The organism is Bryocella elongata (genome assembly GCF_900108185.1).
GTDB classification, from domain to species: Bacteria; Acidobacteriota; Terriglobia; order Terriglobales; family Acidobacteriaceae; genus Granulicella; species Granulicella elongata.
Genome location: NZ_FNVA01000007.1, coordinates 43,431 through 60,090 on the forward strand (window position 1 = coordinate 43,431; position 16,660 = coordinate 60,090).

At 64.7% G+C, this 16,660-nt stretch carries 16 protein-coding genes; 5 read left to right on the forward strand and 11 right to left on the reverse strand.

What is annotated here, in order from left to right:
• The first annotated feature begins 191 nt into the window (after nt 1–191).
• Nucleotides 192–797, forward strand: a complete 606-nt coding sequence (locus C4S68_RS18240) for a flavodoxin family protein (RefSeq protein ID WP_103934557.1) — start codon at nt 192–194, stop codon at nt 795–797.
• Between the two features lie 50 nt (nt 798–847).
• Here C4S68_RS18240 and C4S68_RS18245 read toward each other — a convergent pair whose 3' ends face one another.
• The 4 genes from C4S68_RS18245 to C4S68_RS18260 form a co-directional block, all read right to left on the reverse strand.
• Nucleotides 848–1,801 carry a catalase family peroxidase gene (locus C4S68_RS18245; protein ID WP_103934558.1) on the reverse strand — a complete coding sequence of 318 codons (954 nt, stop codon included), beginning with the start codon at nt 1,799–1,801 and terminating at the stop codon, nt 848–850.
• A gap of 223 nt (nt 1,802–2,024) precedes the next feature.
• A complete protein-coding gene (locus C4S68_RS18250) occupies nt 2,025–2,714 on the reverse strand; it encodes a Bax inhibitor-1/YccA family protein (protein WP_103934559.1) in 690 nt (229 codons plus the stop codon).
• A 101-nt stretch (nt 2,715–2,815) separates the two neighbouring features.
• Nucleotides 2,816–3,739, reverse strand: a complete 924-nt coding sequence (locus C4S68_RS18255) for a hypothetical protein (RefSeq protein ID WP_103934560.1) — start codon at nt 3,737–3,739, stop codon at nt 2,816–2,818.
• A gap of 37 nt (nt 3,740–3,776) precedes the next feature.
• Complete coding sequence (locus tag C4S68_RS18260; RefSeq protein ID WP_103934820.1) at nt 3,777–4,559, reverse strand: YqjF family protein; 783 nt, start codon at nt 4,557–4,559, stop codon at nt 3,777–3,779.
• Between the two features lie 63 nt (nt 4,560–4,622).
• Between C4S68_RS18260 and parS the strand changes: the two genes are divergently transcribed.
• Nucleotides 4,623–5,057, forward strand: a complete 435-nt coding sequence (gene parS, locus C4S68_RS18265) for a type II RES/Xre toxin-antitoxin system antitoxin (protein ID WP_160115226.1) — start codon at nt 4,623–4,625, stop codon at nt 5,055–5,057.
• A gap of 113 nt (nt 5,058–5,170) precedes the next feature.
• Nucleotides 5,171–5,641 carry an RES family NAD+ phosphorylase gene (locus tag C4S68_RS18270; RefSeq protein WP_103934561.1) on the forward strand — a complete coding sequence of 157 codons (471 nt, stop codon included), beginning with the start codon at nt 5,171–5,173 and terminating at the stop codon, nt 5,639–5,641.
• A 41-nt stretch (nt 5,642–5,682) separates the two neighbouring features.
• Here the strand turns inward: C4S68_RS18270 and C4S68_RS18275 are convergent, their stop codons facing one another.
• Nucleotides 5,683–6,078, reverse strand: a complete 396-nt coding sequence (locus C4S68_RS18275; RefSeq protein WP_160115227.1) for a ribonuclease E inhibitor RraB — start codon at nt 6,076–6,078, stop codon at nt 5,683–5,685.
• Nucleotides 6,079–6,207: 129 nt separating this feature from the next.
• Nucleotides 6,208–7,713: an amino acid permease gene (locus C4S68_RS18280; protein WP_235011695.1), complete on the reverse strand. Its 1,506-nt coding sequence runs from the start codon at nt 7,711–7,713 to the stop codon at nt 6,208–6,210.
• 174 nt (nt 7,714–7,887) lie between these two features.
• On the opposite strand from C4S68_RS18280, the gene C4S68_RS18285 reads away from it, so the two are divergent.
• A complete protein-coding gene (locus C4S68_RS18285; protein ID WP_235011696.1) occupies nt 7,888–9,051 on the forward strand; it encodes a glycoside hydrolase family 130 protein in 1,164 nt (387 codons plus the stop codon).
• On the opposite strand, the gene C4S68_RS18290 is transcribed toward C4S68_RS18285, so the two are convergent.
• The 3 genes from C4S68_RS18290 to C4S68_RS18295 form a co-directional block, all read right to left on the reverse strand.
• Nucleotides 9,052–9,798: a hypothetical protein gene (locus tag C4S68_RS18290; RefSeq protein WP_103934563.1), complete on the reverse strand. Its 747-nt coding sequence runs from the start codon at nt 9,796–9,798 to the stop codon at nt 9,052–9,054.
• A gap of 141 nt (nt 9,799–9,939) precedes the next feature.
• Nucleotides 9,940–10,092 (reverse strand): hypothetical protein, encoded by a 153-nt coding sequence (locus tag C4S68_RS23420; RefSeq protein ID WP_200821589.1) that lies wholly within the window; start codon nt 10,090–10,092, stop codon nt 9,940–9,942.
• Between the two features lie 154 nt (nt 10,093–10,246).
• The gene (locus tag C4S68_RS18295) at nt 10,247–13,186 is read right to left on the reverse strand and encodes an ATP-dependent helicase (RefSeq protein WP_103934564.1); all 2,940 of its coding nucleotides are present in this window, start codon (nt 13,184–13,186) and stop codon (nt 10,247–10,249) included.
• Between the two features lie 305 nt (nt 13,187–13,491).
• Between C4S68_RS18295 and C4S68_RS18300 the strand changes: the two genes are divergently transcribed.
• On the forward strand, nt 13,492–13,830 hold the full coding sequence (locus C4S68_RS18300) for a hypothetical protein (RefSeq protein WP_146072219.1): 339 nt from the start codon (nt 13,492–13,494) through the stop codon (nt 13,828–13,830).
• Between the two features lie 234 nt (nt 13,831–14,064).
• Here the strand turns inward: C4S68_RS18300 and C4S68_RS18305 are convergent, their stop codons facing one another.
• Together C4S68_RS18305 and C4S68_RS18310 are read right to left on the reverse strand one after the other, a co-directional pair.
• Complete coding sequence (locus tag C4S68_RS18305) at nt 14,065–14,997, reverse strand: RNA methyltransferase (RefSeq protein ID WP_103934566.1); 933 nt, start codon at nt 14,995–14,997, stop codon at nt 14,065–14,067.
• A 136-nt stretch (nt 14,998–15,133) separates the two neighbouring features.
• Complete coding sequence (locus C4S68_RS18310) at nt 15,134–16,498, reverse strand: YXWGXW repeat-containing protein (RefSeq protein ID WP_235011697.1); 1,365 nt, start codon at nt 16,496–16,498, stop codon at nt 15,134–15,136.
• Nucleotides 16,499–16,660: the final 162 nt, after the last annotated feature.

Sequence of the window (16,660 nt, forward strand, 5' to 3'; positions counted from 1 at the left end):
TTCCCTGCAGGTTGACTCCAGCTCCTCGATTGTTCATGGGCGTTTTCCCCAATGAAAACGCCACCGCACACCGCTATTCGGGGCCCATCGACAGGGAAAATGCTCTGTCGTCCCCTGATCCGTATTGCCTCTCACGTCCCGCCCAGCGCAAGGCACGCCCGCGCAGGCGAGAAGGGCTCCTGGACCATCTCATGGCGCGTATCGCAATCGTCTATCACAGCGGGGCAGGCCACACCCGCAAGCTCGCCGAAGCCGTCGAGCGCGGCGTCCTCGCTGCCGGCGGTCAGGCCGTCCTGCTCCCTGTCGAGGCCTTCAACTCGGACGAACCCGGCCCCGCCAGCCAGGCGCGCTGGGCGCTTCTCGATGCTTCCGATGCCATCATCTTCGGCGCTCCCACGTACATGGGCGGCGTCTCTGCGCCCTTCAAAGCCTTCCTCGACGCCACCTCGCAGCGCTGGGTCCGCCACGCCTGGAAGGACAAGTTCGCCGCCGGCTTCACCAACTCCGGCAACCTCTCCGGCGACAAGCTCAACACGCTCACGACCATCATGCTCGCCGCCATGCAGCACGGCATGATCTGGATCAGCCTCGGCCTGCACCCGCCCGCCTCCGACGACCTCAACGGCCCGGGCGCGGAGACGATCAACCGCCTCGGCAGCTTCATGGGAGCGATGGCCCAGTCCAGCGTGATGCTCGTCGCCGACCTCGCCCCGCCCGCCGGCGATCTGCGCACCGGCGAGCTCCTGGGCGAACGGGTAGCCATCCTCACCGCAAGATTCCTGGGCGAGAGGAAGTAGCTGGGGCACCGGATTCCCGCGAACACATGAGGGCGCGAGACTAAAAACGCTTACGCCGTTGGCGGCGCGGTTCTGCGCTTGCGGCCGCTGAGGAGGTAGGCGGCGGCGCGGAGTTCGAGGAGCGGGTCGGCGGAGGGCGCGATGCCTTCGATGCGGGGGATGGGATCGAAGATGATCTTCTGCTGCTCGGCGGGGTTGTCGGGGACGACCCCGGTGAGTTCGAGGGTGCCGAGCGGGAGCAGGGTGCGGGACTCGGGCCAGTGCTGGGTGGCGTCGTCCGTCACGTCGCCTGCTTCGGCGAGCTGGACGAGGATGTGGAAGCGCACAGGGCCGGCGGCGAGGCGCTGCGGCAGCTCATCGTAGTGCGCGTTGGGGGCGAGGGCGGCAGCCTGCTCGCCGGTGAGGAATTGGTTGCCGGCCTCGGGCACGATGCGGTAGCGGCCGAAGGTGACCTTGCCGTCGGCGTTGGTGAACTCGAAGGCGGTGACGCCGAAGTAGGTGTCGGTGGCGAGGGAGACGGGGAAGGGCTTGGGCGCCTGTACGAAGGCCAGCGCGGTGGGATGCGAGCCGAGGAAGAGCTCGACGGGCTTGGGCGAGGCCGTGTCCGGGCCGCTGGCGGCGATGGCCTTGAGGAGCTCGAGGAACTCGTAGCCGTCGCGCGTGGGGAAGCCGTCGGTGGAGTGGGCGACGATGTCGGTGTGGGAGTGCTCGGCGAGATAGAAGCGGATGGCGAGGCCGCGGGGGTTGGCGTTGGGATCGCTGTCGGGGATGACGGGGACGCCGGTGGAGTTGGAGAAGCGCGCGAAGACGGGCACGGAGGGGCGGCTCAGGTGCGCGGCGCTGGAGAGCGAAGGCGCCTCGGCACTGGGCGTGAAGGTGCCCTTGAGCAGGATGCCCTTGGCGTGGGCCGGGCGGTGCCCGGGATGCGCGCCGAAGAGCTGCTCGAACTGTGCGAGAAGGTCATTGGCGAGGGCGACGATGCGTTCATCCTGCGGTAGCGGCATAACGGTGTTCTCTCCGGTTGAAATGAAGGCTGCAGTGTAGCGCAGACGGATGAGGGGTTAGGGAACAGGGATTAGGGATTGGTCGAGGCGCTTGGGTTCGAGGCTAAGACCCGTTGCTGGGTCTGTGTGTCCCTCGAAGGAGTTGTGCGAGGAATCGAGATGCGGCTTAAACGAAGCCCGGGTCCGAAGATCCGGACCCGGGGCACCCGATGGTAGCCAGGCGTTAGCTCCAGCCGCCGCCGCGGCGGCGATCGCTGTTGCCGCCTCCGAAGATCTGGAGCAGGGCGATGAAGATGTTCAGCGCGTCGAGGTAGATGGAGAGGGCCATCTGGACGGGGCCGAAGTCCTGGCCGCGGTCTTTGAGGCGCATGAAGTCCACCAGCAGGAGGACGCTGAAGATGCCCAGCGTGGCCCAGGCGTAGAGGCCCGGCGAGACGAAGTGCACGAACATCCCGAGCAGGCCGATGAGCACGAGGCCGATGAGCGCGAAGAAGGCGATGCGGCCGACCTTCATGTAGTTGAAGGTCGCGAACTGCGCGACGACCGCCATGATGCCCATGCCGAGCGCGGTGGTGGCCGCAGCGTTGAAGACGATGGTGGGGCCGTTGGGCGTGTGCAGGTAGCCGTTCACGATGGGGCTGATCTGGACGCCCATGAGCAGGGTGAAGGCGTAGAAGAGCGTGAGCGCGAGGGCGTTGGACCGGCGGGCGGCGTAGCTGATGGCGAAGATCATCGCCATGTTGACCAGGAAGATGGCCATGATGCCGATGCCCAGCGAGGGCGGCGCGAGGTACGTGCCCACGGCCGTGAAGACGAAGCCGACCGTGGTGATCCAGAGGACCTTGGAGAGCAGGCTGGCCGGCGAGCGGGTGTCGAGAACTTGAATGCCCTGGCGGGCGTCGATGATCTGCATGGGAGCTACCCTAAATCCTCTCAGACTTCACTGTATTGGACGCGGCAGGGGAGGGAAAGTCGCGGGATGTGAGTCGTGGGGACTCAGATTGTGGCGTTGGGCTAACGATCCGGAAACGGCGCCAGGAGGACGCCGGGTGCGTCGTGATACTTCCGGAAGAGCGCGAAGACGTAGCGCATGCGCTCTTCGATCTTTGTCCAATCATTTGCGGCTGTTGGGGTTGCGATCCCCGGGACGTCTTCACCCACAGTCAGGACCGTATCGCCGATCTCATAGGTCATCATGCGCTGGGTGGCGCACCGGCGAACGATGAAGGGCATCGCACCCCGGATATATGGTTCGAGGCGGATGTGTTCGTGGAAGACGATGGCGCTGTTTCCGGTGATCATCGCTTCGCGCTTCAAGGCGGGATCCTGAGTGTCGAAGGCCTCGAGATAGTTCTGGAAGGCTGTGGCAAGGCGGTCCTGTCCGCTACGTTCCGACGGGCCCGCACGAAGGCCTGCGAAGAAGCCCTCGCGGTCGGCCGAGGACGCGCCGCTTTGCAGGAGGTCCAGGAACCGTGCGCTCTGCTCGCCGATGTCCTCCAGTACGGTTCGATTGCCTTCGAGGACGAGCCGGGCGGCCTTGGCGCGGCTCCAGATCGCGATCTGGCGGCCTGTGGCACCACCTAAAAAGCTTCCCAGCAGAGCCCCGAGAGCGCCATTTGCCAGCCCGGAATGCCAGTGCAGGAGCCGGCCACACACAAAGCCGGTGGCGAGCCCGAGGGCAAGACCGCAGAGACCGGCTGTGATGGTAGCGTTGCGGATGGCATCGCCGAGGTCTTCCTGCCGGATGGTGACGCCAGCCTTGCGCGATCCCCATACGGCCCACGAGTGGAAGTTGGGGCCGGCATCGCTTCCGAGCGCGTCAGCCAAGGCTTCCGAGAGTGAGAAATGGAGGAGGGTGATGCGCTCGTTGCAGCGAGCGGGATCCGGTTCGGCGCAGGCTTCTTCAATTCTGAGCTTCCACTCTGCGGCGGTGGTCATGCGAGCATTATCGCGCTGCGTCCGCTCAATGCGGTACCTATGCAGCTGAAAGAGGCAGGTCGCTGCCGGTGTAGATCTTTACGGCGGAGCCTTCGGCGAGGAGGACGTTGTCGGCCCAGGTGTCGGTGAGGAACTCCCACTGAGGGCCGTACATCCTGGCGTAGTCGAGGTCGAGCTTCCAGTCGTGGATGGGGTAGACCTGCCAGCGGGGGTGTTCGACCTGGTAGGCGGAGGTTCGCCCGGCGGGCTTGCGGGTGGTGCGCCTGGTGTAGCCCCAGTAGTGCTCGGTGATGAACTCCTCGACGCTGGCGGGGGCGATGGGGTGTGGGGTTGGATCAGCTGCGGCGAACATGGTGTGCCAGCGGCGGCCGGTTCGCCAGCCATAGCTGACGTCGAGGGATTCGGCTGTGGAGCTGATGTTGCGGCGCATGGGGAGGGCGCGGTAGGGCTCTTCGTAGAGCTGTTTGGCGATGACGGCGACGGCGAGGTTGCGGGTGGGGACGAACTCATTGACGAAGACGACGCCGCGGCGGAGCTCGATTTGACCTGAGGGCAGCGTCTCGGTGCGCTTGACGTAGAAGCGGAGGTTGACCTCGGGAAAGCGCGTGTGGAGCGGGAAGGCGATGCCCTTGACGCGGACGCGGTCGAAGAGGAAGCCGACGAGGGAGACGAAGCACCTGGCGGGCTCTGCCGGGTTTGCGCTGTCGCGGAAGAGGTCGAGCTCGACGCCATGGGGCAGGTAGGGCGCGAGGATGCCGGGGTCGATGGCGTACTGGACCATCATGAGCTTGCGCCACTCGGCGGTGAGGAAGACGGACATGCTGATCTCACGATACGCTCTTCTGCGATTGCCATTTGGCGGATGGAAGCGGACAATTGGCGTATGACGGCTGCGGCGATAGCGACGGTGCTGGGTGGGCGGAAGACGCTCAAGCGGACGGTGAAGTCGGACATGGACCTGCGCGTGGTGACGCGCGAAGGGATACCGGTCGCGACGCTGCCGCAGCTGGCGCAGAAGCTGGGAGTGGACCTCAAGACGCTGGCGAAGGTGGTTGGGATCAGTGATCGGACCCTGAGCCGGCGGATCGCCGCCAACGCCAGGCTGACGCTGGAGGAGAGCGACCGCACGATGCGGGTGGCGCGGGTGTTCGCGCGGGCTGAAGACGTACTGGGCGCATCGGAGAAGGCCGCACGGTGGATGCAGAGCCCGGTCCTGGCGCTGGCCGACCACACGCCGCTGGAGTTGCTGGATACGGACCTGGGAGCGCAGTGGGTGACGGATGTGCTCGGCCGCATTGAGTGGGGCGTGTACAGCTGAAGCAAATCTCCTGTCGCTGTGAAGTGGAAACGGGAGTGCGGCAACGTTTTTCTTGAGAAAAAACGTACATAAGGATCTTGGTTTCGCGGTACACCTACAGGAGATTTGCTCTCGTGCGGTTCTGGCGCATCGTGCAGGCGAAGCATGCGGCTCATGCCTTCTCCGGGGAGGGCGCGCGGCTCTTCGGCGGGAGGTGGAATTCGAGGGGCATGGCGATGGCCTATGCCTCCGAGCACCTGTCGCTGGCGGCGCTGGAGATGTTTGTGCACCTCGTCGATCGCAGTGCGCCGGACGACCTTGTCGCGGTCCAGGCGGAGTTTCCGGTCTCGGCGAAAGAGGGTGCCCGGATGCAGGGAGCCATCCGCCAGGCGGTGCCTCTATCGTGGCGCGAGGAGGTCGAGGCCACACGGCTGCTGGGCGATGCCTTTCTCGCGGCGGGGGAGTCGGCCGTCATGCTGGTCCCCTCGGCGGTCGTCGCTGTCGAGTGGAACGTCCTGCTGAATCCGGAGCACGCGGAGTTTGGGAAGTTGAAGGTGCTTGGGGCGGAGCCGTTCCGGTTCGATCCGCGGATGTTTCAGCGGTAGGGGCGGTTCGGGACGTGGCGTTCGTGCTGATGCGTGGGGAGCTAGTCCAGTGCGGCTTCCCAGCCGTCGTAGTCGCCACCGTTGGCTTCCGCGATGGAAGAAAGCAGGCGGCGCTCGCGGGTAATCTCCGTCTCGTTTACGAGGCCGGTGCGCTCGGCGACGAGCATGTACGGGTGATCGCCTTCGGCTGTTGTGTCTCCCACACGGGTTTCGTAGTGATGGGTTTTGAGTTGGGCGGCGGCTTCAGCGCGCCCGGCCACCGTTGCGAAGTAGAGATAGTGAACGATGTGCCGCTCACGAGTGAGGTTCGCACCACGCGCCTTCAGTTGCGCGAGTACCGCTAGATCGCCCTCGTACGGCTTCGAAGAGTCGTAGGTGTCGAGTTTCTCGTAGCCTTTGCGCTTCCACGGTTGGAGGAGCCTGTTGAGCAGCGACATTTTCTGTTCTCCAGAGGGTAGGCCGTTAGCAGCGAAGGTATCTTCCAAGCGCAAGTACGCAAAAACGGCTAAACAGACAAGGGCGGCCAGAGCAACTAGCAGCGGAGCTTGTTTGCGGGTCATCGTCAGTTACCCCTTGTAGAACTCGCTGCGCTTCCTTGAGTAGAAGACGTAGACGACGAGGCCGATCACCAGCCAGATGAAGAAGCGTTCCCAGGTTCTGGCGGGGAGGCCGGCCATGAGGAGGACGCAGAAGATCACGCTGAGGACGGGGAAGACCGGGCCCCAGGGGACGCGGAAGCCGCGGTGGCGTTCGGGCTGGCGTTTGCGGAGGACCAGCACGCCGATGCTCACGAGGACGAAGGCGAAGAGGGTGCCGATGTTGGAGAGCTCGGCGAGGGTTCCTACGTCGAAGAGGCCTGCGGGGATGGCGACGAGGATGCCTGCGACCCACGTGGCAAACGCCGGTGTGCGGAACTTCGGGTGGACCTTGGAGAAGACGTCGGGCAGCAGCCTGTCGCGGGACATTGCGAACCAGACGCGGGCCTGGCCGAGCTGGAAGACCAGGATCGAGGAGATCATGCCGATGATGGCGCCGAGGAGCACGACGAGGCGGGTCCAGTGCAGCGTGGGCGAGCCGGTCTGGATGGTGAGGCGCTTGAGCGCGTTGACCACAGGCGCAGCGTCGCCGATGACGGACTTCCAGGGGACGATGCCGGTGAGCACCAGCGCGACAGCGACGTAGAGGATGGTGCAGATGATGAGCGTCGCGATGATGCCGGTGGGGACGGTCTTCTGTGCGTCGCGGCACTCTTCGCTGGCGGTCGAGACGGAGTCGAAGCCGATGTAGGTGAAGAAGATGATGCTGCCACCGGCGAGCACGCCGGACCAGCCGTTGGGCGAGAAGGGTGTGTAGTTGGTGGGGTGGATCCAGTGCAGGCCGACGATGACGAAGGCGAGGATCGCGACCAGCTTGATGAGCACCATGATGTTGTTGGTGCGGGCCGACTCGCGGATGCCGCGGACCAGCACCATGGTGAGCAGGATGACGATGAGGAAGGCCGGGATGTTGAAGCCGAAGTGCCAGCCCTGCTTGTAGATGTCGTTGCCGGCGAGGTCCTGCAGGCCGAGCGGGAGATAGGCGGGCGAGAGCCACTTGGGCGAGAGATGAATGCCCAGCCAGTCGAGCAGATCGACGACGTGCGCGGCGAAGCCTACCGAGACGCTCATGTTGGAGAAGGCGTATTCGAGGATGAGGTCCCACCCGATGATCCAGGCGATGAGCTCGCCAAGGGTGGCGTAGGTGTAGGTGTACGCGGAGCCGGCGATGGGGATCATGCTGGCGAGCTCGGCGTAACAGAGGCCGGTGAAGCAGCAGACGATCGCGACGAGGATCATCGAGAGAGCAAGCGCGGGGCCTGCTCCGGGGCGTCCGCCGAGGTGTGCGAGGTCGTGATGCAGCGCGCCGACGACGATGTCGAGGATGGGGGCTTCGGAGAGCTTGCTGGTGGTGGACTGGGTTCCGCCGATGGCCGTGCCGATGACGGTGAAGATGCCCGAGCCGATGACGGCGCCGATGCCGAGCGCGGTCAGGGAGACGGGGCCGAGCGACTTGGTCAGCGCGGTCTCTGGCACCTCGCTATCGCTGATGAGCTTGTCGATCGACTTGGTGGCAAAGATCTGGCGGGGCAGGGCTGGGGTCTCCGGTGCAGAAAATTTAGCGGAATTGCAACGATTGTACGGCCTTGGCGCGGTGGCGGGCCGCGGGGCGATTGCTGAGACTGCGTGGGGCGCGTAGCCTGTTGCGCGATGCGGATGATTCGGTGCGGCGTGTTGGCGGCGGCGGTTGGGGTGGGGATGTCCTGGGGCGCGGCCTTGGCGCAGGAGGAGAAGCCTGCGCAGGGCTGGGCGCCGGCCGCGAGCTGGGCTATCGCGCCGTGGACGCGGGCGGCTACGGCGCCCGTGATCCGGCCGGATGCGGCGGCGGTGTTTGTTGACCCTTTGACCCACGCGCAGGTGCACTGGGAGGCGCTGCATACGTTCAACCCGGCGGCGGTGGTGCGCGGGGGCAAGGTGTGGGTGCTGTATCGCGCGGAGGATGATTCGGGCGCGATGGCGATTGGCGGGCATGTGTCGCGGCTGGGGCTGGCGGTGAGCGAGGATGGCGTGCACTTTGTGCAGCGGCCGCAGCCGGTGTTCTATCCGGCTGATGATGCGCAGCGCAGCCGGGAGTCTCCGGGTGGGGTGGAGGATCCGCGGGTGGTGGAGTCGCCCGGCGGCGGCTACGTGATGATGTACACGCAATGGTCGCGGGAGCGGGGGAGCTATTCGATCGGGGTGGCGACGAGCGATGACCTGGAGCACTGGACGAAGCATGGGCCGGCGTTTGCGCGGGCGCTGGGCGGGCGGTACGACGAGCTGAAGTACAAGTCGGCGGGGGTGGTGACGGAGGTCCGTGGTTCCGGCGCGGCCGCGAAGCTGGTGGCCGCGAAGATCCATGGGCACTACTGGATGTACTGGGGCGAGATTGAGGTGGGGCTGGCGTGGTCGGATGACCTGGTGCACTGGACGCCGGTGGAGGAGTCGCCGGGGAAGACGAAGGTGCTGCTGCGGGCGCGGCAAGGGAAGGCGGACAGCGGGTTTCCGGAGACGGGGCCGCCGCCGGTGCGGACGGGGCGGGGGATTGTGCTTCTGTACAACGCCAAGAACGCGGAGGGTGCGGGCGGGGATGCCCGGCTGGCGGCGGGGGCGTACAGCGTCGAGGAAGCGCTGTTTGCGGCGGACGACCCCGCGAAGATGCTGGCGCGGACCGAGGACCCGGTGTTCCGGCCGGAGCTGCCGTTCGAGCGCAGCGGGCAGTATGCGGCGGGAACGACCTTTGCGGAGGGGCTGGTGGTGTTCCGCGGGCGGTGGTGGATGTACTACGGGACGGCGGACTCGTTTGTGGGCGTGGCTACCGCGCCGATGCGGTAGCTAGCGGGGCAAAGGCATCATGCCCATCCCGGGTTGGGCGCTGGTCCTGACGGGAGCACCGGATTCCTGCGGGATCTGGAGGGCGCGGCCGTTGGGCAGGCAAAGTCCGGGATGGAATAGGCCCGGGATGACCGGGCAGGGCAGCAGGGGATGGGTGCCAAGATCCACGTAGTCGCGCCCGTTGTAGCGCAGGTAGGCGAGGGTGGGCACCTTGCGTACGAAGCGGAGCGTGACGAGGTCGTAGAGGCCGTTGGTCGTGACGGGCTGCACCCACAAGATGGAGGCAGTGACCTTGGCCATGATGTGGGCCTGAGGGCTGAGGTCGGCGAGGAACCAGAGACCATCTTCCCCGTTCGGGGCGGCCGTGGAGACCACGAGGTCGGATTTGCCTGCTGGAAGAAGAATGGCGCGGTAGGGACCTGGCGATGCCGGGCTGGCTGCTTCGGCAGAACGTCGGCGGTGTGTTGCCTGGCGACGTACCTCGCGCTCGCCCTGCAGAAGCCGGCTCAGGGCGGCGAGCTGTCGCCCGACGACGTCAATGGGCTCCATGGAGAGCGCGCGCTCGGGGCCGAGCTCGATGGCTTGCCAGTCGACCTCCCGGAAGGGATGCGCGGGCGCGGCGTCATTCGAGGTAGGAGCGGTGGCTGTGGCCGCGGTTGAATCTGTGGGCTGGTGGGAGGAGATCTGTGCGGCGAGTGCGGGTGCGAGGGCCAGTGCGAGGAGGAGTTTGGGCAGGATCTTAAGCATCAGGCGTGGAGCAGAAGTTTGAGGGCCCAGCGGCGAGGAGTCGCCGCAAAAACATTGGGAGCTGCGCACGAGGCGCAGCTCCCAACGAGAACGGTGATGGCGATGAGGTTCCGAAGCACCGGCATCTCTTCGCCGGGGAAACTAGCGCTTGGACTGGCCGCGGCTCAGCTTCTTCAGCTTCTGCTTCTTGCTGCCACGGGGGTAATCGCGCTCGCCGAGGGCGGGAGCAGCTGCACGGGCCTTGCGCTTGGCAGCCTTGCGCTCAGTCTTTTCGAGGGTCTTGGTGTTAGGCATGATGGAGTCTTCTCTCTGTCTAAAATTGCTAAATTGTCTAAATTTGTGCCGTACAGAGGAATCGTCCCTCAGCGGCTGAAGCCGGATCGTAGCCAGCTCCGATGGCACGGCTGAAGCCGTGCCCTGCCGTCTGTGCGTTGGCATGAAGGGAAGGCTACAGGCGCTCGAGCTGGGCGAACTTCTCGACCAGCTTTTTCACACCGTGACTATTGAATTGTACTGTAACCTTTGCGTCGTCCCCATCCCCTTCGCGGGCAAAGATGATGCCTTCGCCGTATTTGGGGTGACGGACGCGGACGCCTTTGCCGATGCCGGTCTTGCCGGTGGGGTTGGGAATGTCGAGTTTGGGGCGGGCCGGGAAGCGCTGTCCGCCGGGCTTGTAACCCGTTGAGGAGTCTGAACTGGAGCCGCCACCCTTGCCGAAGAAGCCGGCGGTGCGGTCGCCGCCGGAGGCCCTGCCGGCCCCGCCGAAGCGCTGCGAAGCGTAGCCCTGGGCCTGACGGCTGGCTCCGGGTTCCTGGCTTTCGTCTTCATAGCTGTAGCCGGAGTCGTTGGAGTAGTCGTCGCCTCCCTTCCGGCCGCCCCGCTGGGGGTAGGGCGTGGCGTAGGCGTCACCGTGGGCGAAGCCGTAGCTCCTGGGCGAGAGGTCTTCGACGAGGCGGGAGGGAATCTCTTCGAGGAAGCGGGAGGGCATGGAGCTCTCCGGCATGTCATTGCCGTAGCGGCGGCGGTAGCGCGCGCGGGTGATGAGCAGCGTGTCCATCGCGCGGGTCATGCCGACGTAGCAGAGGCGGCGTTCTTCCTCCATCTGCGTGGGGTCCTGCAGGGTGCGGGAGTGCGGGAAGAGGCCCTCTTCCATGCCGCAGAGGAAGACGAGCGGGAACTCGAGGCCCTTGGCGGCGTGGAGGGTCATCAGCGTGACGCGGGCTTCGGCCGAGTATTGATCGGCGTCGGAGACGAGGGCTGCGTGGTCGAGAAACTCTGCGAGCGTTTCGCCGCGTGAGGTTGCGTCCTGCGCGGCGTTGGCGAGTTCCTTCAGGTTCTCGATGCGGGAGATGGCCTCGGGCGTGGCTTCATCTTCGAGGGCGCGGATGTAGCCGGAGCGGTCGTTGAGGAACTTGATGAGCTCGGGCAGGGTGGCGGGATCGCCGGGGGCGCGGAAGGCGCGGGCGTCCTCGACGTTGGCGTCCTCGTGCGCACCGCCCTGTGCGGCGACGATGGCTGCGAGCTTCGCCTTGTTCTTCGCGCGCTCGTCGGCCTCTTCCTTGGGGGAGAGCTTCTTCGGGGCGAAGGGATTGAAGGTGGTCGCGGCGCTTTCCCGGGTCCGAGAATCCGGACCCGGGGCACCCGAATTCTCGGGGGCGATGGTGGAGATCTCTTCGCTGGGGCCAAAGTCGAAGCCGAAGTTGAAGCTGGTATCGAAGTCGGAGTTGGCGTCGTTGGCGGTGACGCTGGCGGGTGCGGGAGCGTCCGGGGCTTCGAAGCCAAAGCCGAAGTCGAAGTTGGTGGAGGCGTCGTCGGCTTCTGGGACGAAAGAATCGGGATCGAGTTGTGAGTTGTCAGCTCCGAGTTGCGGGTCAAACCCGGAGTTCGAAACTCGGAGCTCATCACTCGCTCCTTCATGTCCTTCCGCACTTGCGGTGAGGGCGCCGAGGAAGTCGGGCCCCATCATGGCGCGGGCGTCGTCGATGAGTCGCTTGAAGTTGACGAGGGCGGTGAGGGCGCGGGCTGGCAGCAGCTTGTCCGCGTTGGCGACCTTGATGGCGTCCCAGGTGCTCTTGCCGGAGGTCAGCGCGATGCGTTCCAGTGTGTCCATCGTCGTCTTGCCGATGCCGCGCGGCGGCGAGTTCACGACGCGCTGGAAGGCGATGGAGTCATGCGGGTTCTGCACCAGCTTGAGGTAGCAGAGCATGTCCTTGACCTCGGCGCGTTCGTAGAAGCTGAAGCCGCCGACCATGTGGTACTTGATCTGGTAGCGGCGCAGCGCTTCTTCGATGAGGCGTGACTGCGAGTTGGTGCGATAGAGCACAGCGCAGCGCGGCGTCTCGGAGGGCTGTTCGGTGCCGGCGGTGACGTCGCGGAAGTACTTGGCGATGCGGTCAGCGATGAAGAGGGCTTCGTTCTCGCCGTCGGGGGCTTCGTAGTAGCCGATGAGCGAGCCGCCCTCGCGCTCGGTGAAGAGGTTCTTGCCCTTGCGCTGCGTGTTCTGCGCGACGACGGCGCTGGCGCCTTCCAGGATGACCTGCGTGGAGCGGTAGTTCTGCTCGAGGCGAATGGTCTTCGCGTCGGAGAAGTCCTTCTCGAAGTCGAGGATGTTCTTGATGTCCGCGCCACGCCAGCTGTAGATGGACTGGTCTTCATCGCCGACGACGCAGACGTTGCCATGCTTGCCGAGGAGCTTCATCAGCTCATACTGCGGGCGGTTGGTGTCCTGGTACTCGTCGATGAGGAGATAGCGGTACTTGCGGTTGTAACGCTCGCGGACTTCGGCGGAGCTCTTGAGCAGGCGCACGGTTTCGAGGAGCAGGTCATCGAAGTCGAGCGCGTTGTTCTTGGCGAGTTCCTTGCGATAGATCTCGAAGATGTGCGCGATCTTCTCTTCCATGGGATTGGAAGAGGCGAGGAAGTACTCCTGCGGGTCGATCATGTGGTTCTTCGCCCAGGAGATGCGGCCGAGGACCACGCGCGGCTTGAGTGACTTGTCGTCGATGCCGAGGCGCTTGAGGGCCATCTTGACGACGGCCTGCTGATCGTTCTCGTCGTAGATGGCGAAGCTGCGGGTGAGACCTACGTTGCCGACGCGGAGGGCTTCGATGTCGCGCCTCAGCACGCGCACGCAGAAGCTGTGGAAGGTAGCGAGCGTGGGCTTGGCCAGCGTGCTGTGGCCAAGGATCTTTTCGACGCGCTCCTGCATCTCCTTCGCGGCCTTGTTGGTAAAGGTGACGGCGAGGATCGAGTCGGGATTCACGCCACGTTCCTGGATGAGGTACGCGATGCGATGCGTGATGACGCGGGTTTTGCCGGAGCCGGCACCGGCGAGCAGCAGCACGGCGCCGTCGACAGAGACGATGCCTTCACGCTGCTGCGGATTCATATTGGCGAGAAGGTCAGGCACCTTCCTATTTTAGTCGCCCGGGCCCGGTGGATGCCTGACCCATCACTGACGGATCAAAGCAGGATGAATCTCTGACGTTGTGAGTGGTGGGAGGTCACGAGAAAAGTGATGAAGAAAAATGTTGTGTGAACGGGAACGAACCATGGAACCACTCGCACGTCTCTCGCGTAGGGAACATTGCAACGAGTGATCCGAACCATGGCGGACCGCTTGAAGCGCTCTCAAACGAAGCACAACAGCAACACTTCAACCCGAGAAATTCTGAGCACCAGAAAAGAGGATGTATGAATCGTCGAATGATTGTTGGAACCATGGTGATGATGGCTTCGCTGATTGGCAGCGAGGCAGTGTATGCACAGCCGGCGGCGATCCACGTGCCGGTGCATGCGATCTTCGCAAAGACCAAGATGGTGAGATTCACGCTGCGCAATGAGACCAAGGAGATGGTTCAGGTCTCGGTGAACGGTGGCACGGTGGATATCGCACCAGGCGCGTCGAGCAATGTGAAGGCGGCCGATGGCGAGAAGATCCTGGCGGCGAACTCGACTGCACACTATGCCGTAGGTACGGTGATTGTGGTTGCGACCAGCGCCATCTCGGATGCGAGCATCGTTCTTCGCTAACAGGCGGCGAGCATTGTTTTTCGCTAATAAGCAGCGAGCATCGTTTTTCGCTAACAGCTGTGAGTATCGCTAACACCCAGGAATGAATGCGCGGTCTTCAAGGGCCAGTGCAGACACAAGCAACACGAACCATGGCAACAAGGTCGCCAGCCGCCTGTAGCGGGGCGAGAGTGACCACGCGGGCAGCGGCGCGATGCGAAGGAAAGCATCGCGCCGGGGTGTCAGGGCGGTTGCTTACTTTTCTTCGCGGTGATCGCGAACTGTATCCGGCTGTGCGGCCTTGAGCTGACGCAGCACCTGGCGCAAAATTCCCATCCATGTCATGGCGCGATGGTGTCCGCTCGCAAGCTGCGTTGCGAGCGCGCGCACCTCTTCGATCGAGCTGTTGTGCGGGTAGCGGCGTGTGTAGTCCGTTGCCCGCATGACGCTGTCGAGCAGCGCCGTCATGCGCTCACGGTCGGCGAAGTCGGCGGCCGTGTCGTTGACGTATGGCATCTCGCGTGAGCCTTCGAAGCCTTCGCGTGTGAGCTCATACAGGCACACGGCGACGGACTGGCCGAGGTTCATGGAGAGATGGCGGAGCATGCGACCGTGTTCGTCCACGGGAGCGTACATGGGGATGGTGGTGAGCAGCTGGCAGTGACTGAGCTGCTCGTTGGTGAGGCCGGTCTTCTCGGAGCCGAAGAGGAGAGCGACTCGCTTTGGGGCGGGTTCTTCATCCGCGGTATTCTTCGCTTCAGCGGCAAGGGCACGCAGGGCTTCGATCATCTGCGGGACGACGTCCTTCAAGGGAAGGATTGGCAGCCGCACCTCGCGTTCGCCGATGGCTGTGGTGCCAACGACGAGGGTGCAGCCTTCGAGCGCGGGCTCGAGCGCATCGTAACGGCGGGCGGACTGCAGGACATGCGCGGAGTGGACGGCGGACTTGGTTGCGGCGTCGAGAACGGTGGCGTCGAGAACGGTATTGGGGCCTGCATCGCTCGTGTCGGAATCGATGGCCTGTGCGGCTAGTTGTGCGGCTTCGAAGGGCGGAGCGAAGTCGTTCACGACGCGGAGGTCGGTGAAGCCGAGGTCGTGCATGGCGCGGGCTGCGGCGCCGATGTTGCCGGGATTCCGCGCACCAACGAGGATGACGGTGAAGTGTGCGCGTTCAAGAGAGCTAAGCATCAGGCTTTATTCTAGGTTGGATTGCAGCGGGGATTCTGGCCCGGGTGTCAACGCGGATCTCAAACGCGGATACAGCGCAAAGAGGACGGCCGGCGATTGCTCGCCGGCCGTTGCTTGTTGCTTAGGCATATTGCTCTTAGCGGTGGCCGTGTTCGCCGCCGTGTTCGGCGGGCGGGGCCTTGGGCGCGGGCCGCTGTTGCGGCGCGGGACGGGTCTGTTGTCCGTTGTGGTTCTCGTTGTAGATCTGTCGCGAGGCTCCGTTCTGCTCGCGATTGACCTGCTGACGCTGCTGGTTATTGAGCGCTCCGCCGTTGGCTACGCGTTCGTTGTGGGTTTGGCCTGCGATGTTGGACTGCGTGTTCTGCGCGCGACCCGCTTCCGCAGAGGTCATCTGTCCAGTGCGCTGACCGTTGGCGATACGCTGCTCCTGGTTGGCTTCGCGGGTGTTGACCTGGTTCTGGCCGACGGTGGCGCCGTTGTGATTGTCGTTATAGATCTGGCGCGAAGCCCCGTTTTGCTCGCGGTTGATCTGGTTGCGCTCCTGGTTGGTGAGGGTCCCTCCGTTCGCAGCGCGGTCGCGGGCGACCTGGCTATCGATTCGGGACTGTGTGCCTTCGGCGCGGGCCGCTTCGCCGGAGGTCATCTGGCCGGACTTGAGGCCGTTCGCGATGCGCTGATCCTGATTGGCTTCGCGGGTGTTGGGGTTGTAGCTCTTACCCACCTGGCGATCCTGTGCGGAGATCGGCATGGCCTGTGCGTGCTGCTGTGCGACCGCGCGGTAGGCTCCGGGGTTGGCTGAAGCGAACGTTGCGGGACGGCCATGGTTGACCGAGGCCAGCTGCGCGCGATCCTGCGAAGCGAACTGCTGGTGCTGGGTCTGCTGGGCCGTCGGCTGGAAGTGGTTCTCATGCATCGCCTGCTGCTCCACCGGCGAGGGCTGGCGCTGGATGCCGCCGTTACCGCCGTTGAAGGAGACGTGATTGTTGTTGACGATGGTGTTGTTCACGACGACGGTGCGGTTCACGTAGACGTTGGTGATGTGAGCTCCGCCGACGTTGACGACGGCGCTGTTATAGAAGAAGCCACCGCCGCGCCACTCGCCGCCGGCGAAGCCGATGCCGCCGTAGCCGAAGCCATAGTTCACGCCGCCATAGAAGCCGACGTGCGGGCCCCAGTAGCCGCCGTGCCAGACATAGGCGCCGCCCTCCCAGCCCCACCACGCGGGGGTCCAGAGCAGGCCCACCTGCGGGGGCTGCGACCAGTAGCCGGGGACCCAGTAGTAGCCGGCGTCACCCCAGGCCCAGTAGCCGGGGACCCAGAGATAGCCAGGGCCAGGCAGAGGCGGTTGAGCGTACACCGGCAGCGCGGGAGGTGCAATGCCAATCGAGATGCCAACAAAGACCGGGGCTTCAGCGTGAGCCTGCGCGATTGGCATGGCAGCCAGTCCCAGCGCAGTGGCCGAAGCCAGAACCGTATTACGAATCAACTTGAGGGAAATCATCTTCATTCTCCTTGATGAGGCTGACCCGCTTCTCGGCGGTCAGAGCCAGTACCCGTCCGCTTGCCGTTCGGGCTCGCGATTGTTGGAACACAGGATTCCGTGGCATGTTGCTTCGAGACGTGAGGCCCGAGTGCAGAAACTGGACATGCGTGGGGCAAAGAG

What these genes read in the sequence shown, in the direction of transcription:
- C4S68_RS18240 (WP_103934557.1), top strand. Translation starts at nt 192, where the DNA reads ATGGCGCGTATCGCAATCGTCTATCACAGCGGGGCAGGCCACACCCGC.
- C4S68_RS18245 (WP_103934558.1), bottom strand. Translation starts at nt 1,801, where the DNA reads ATGCCGCTACCGCAGGATGAACGCATCGTCGCCCTCGCCAATGACCTT.
- C4S68_RS18250 (WP_103934559.1), bottom strand. Translation starts at nt 2,714, where the DNA reads ATGCAGATCATCGACGCCCGCCAGGGCATTCAAGTTCTCGACACCCGC.
- C4S68_RS18255 (WP_103934560.1), bottom strand. Translation starts at nt 3,739, where the DNA reads ATGACCACCGCCGCAGAGTGGAAGCTCAGAATTGAAGAAGCCTGCGCC.
- C4S68_RS18260 (WP_103934820.1), bottom strand. Translation starts at nt 4,559, where the DNA reads ATGTCCGTCTTCCTCACCGCCGAGTGGCGCAAGCTCATGATGGTCCAG.
- parS (WP_160115226.1), top strand. Translation starts at nt 4,623, where the DNA reads ATGACGGCTGCGGCGATAGCGACGGTGCTGGGTGGGCGGAAGACGCTC.
- C4S68_RS18275 (WP_160115227.1), bottom strand. Translation starts at nt 6,078, where the DNA reads ATGTCGCTGCTCAACAGGCTCCTCCAACCGTGGAAGCGCAAAGGCTAC.
- C4S68_RS18285 (WP_235011696.1), top strand. Translation starts at nt 7,888, where the DNA reads ATGCGGATGATTCGGTGCGGCGTGTTGGCGGCGGCGGTTGGGGTGGGG.
- C4S68_RS18290 (WP_103934563.1), bottom strand. Translation starts at nt 9,798, where the DNA reads ATGCTTAAGATCCTGCCCAAACTCCTCCTCGCACTGGCCCTCGCACCC.
- C4S68_RS23420 (WP_200821589.1), bottom strand. Translation starts at nt 10,092, where the DNA reads ATGCCTAACACCAAGACCCTCGAAAAGACTGAGCGCAAGGCTGCCAAG.
- C4S68_RS18295 (WP_103934564.1), bottom strand. Translation starts at nt 13,186, where the DNA reads ATGAATCCGCAGCAGCGTGAAGGCATCGTCTCTGTCGACGGCGCCGTG.
- C4S68_RS18300 (WP_146072219.1), top strand. Translation starts at nt 13,492, where the DNA reads ATGAATCGTCGAATGATTGTTGGAACCATGGTGATGATGGCTTCGCTG.
- C4S68_RS18305 (WP_103934566.1), bottom strand. Translation starts at nt 14,997, where the DNA reads ATGCTTAGCTCTCTTGAACGCGCACACTTCACCGTCATCCTCGTTGGT.
- C4S68_RS18310 (WP_235011697.1), bottom strand. Translation starts at nt 16,498, where the DNA reads ATGATTTCCCTCAAGTTGATTCGTAATACGGTTCTGGCTTCGGCCACT.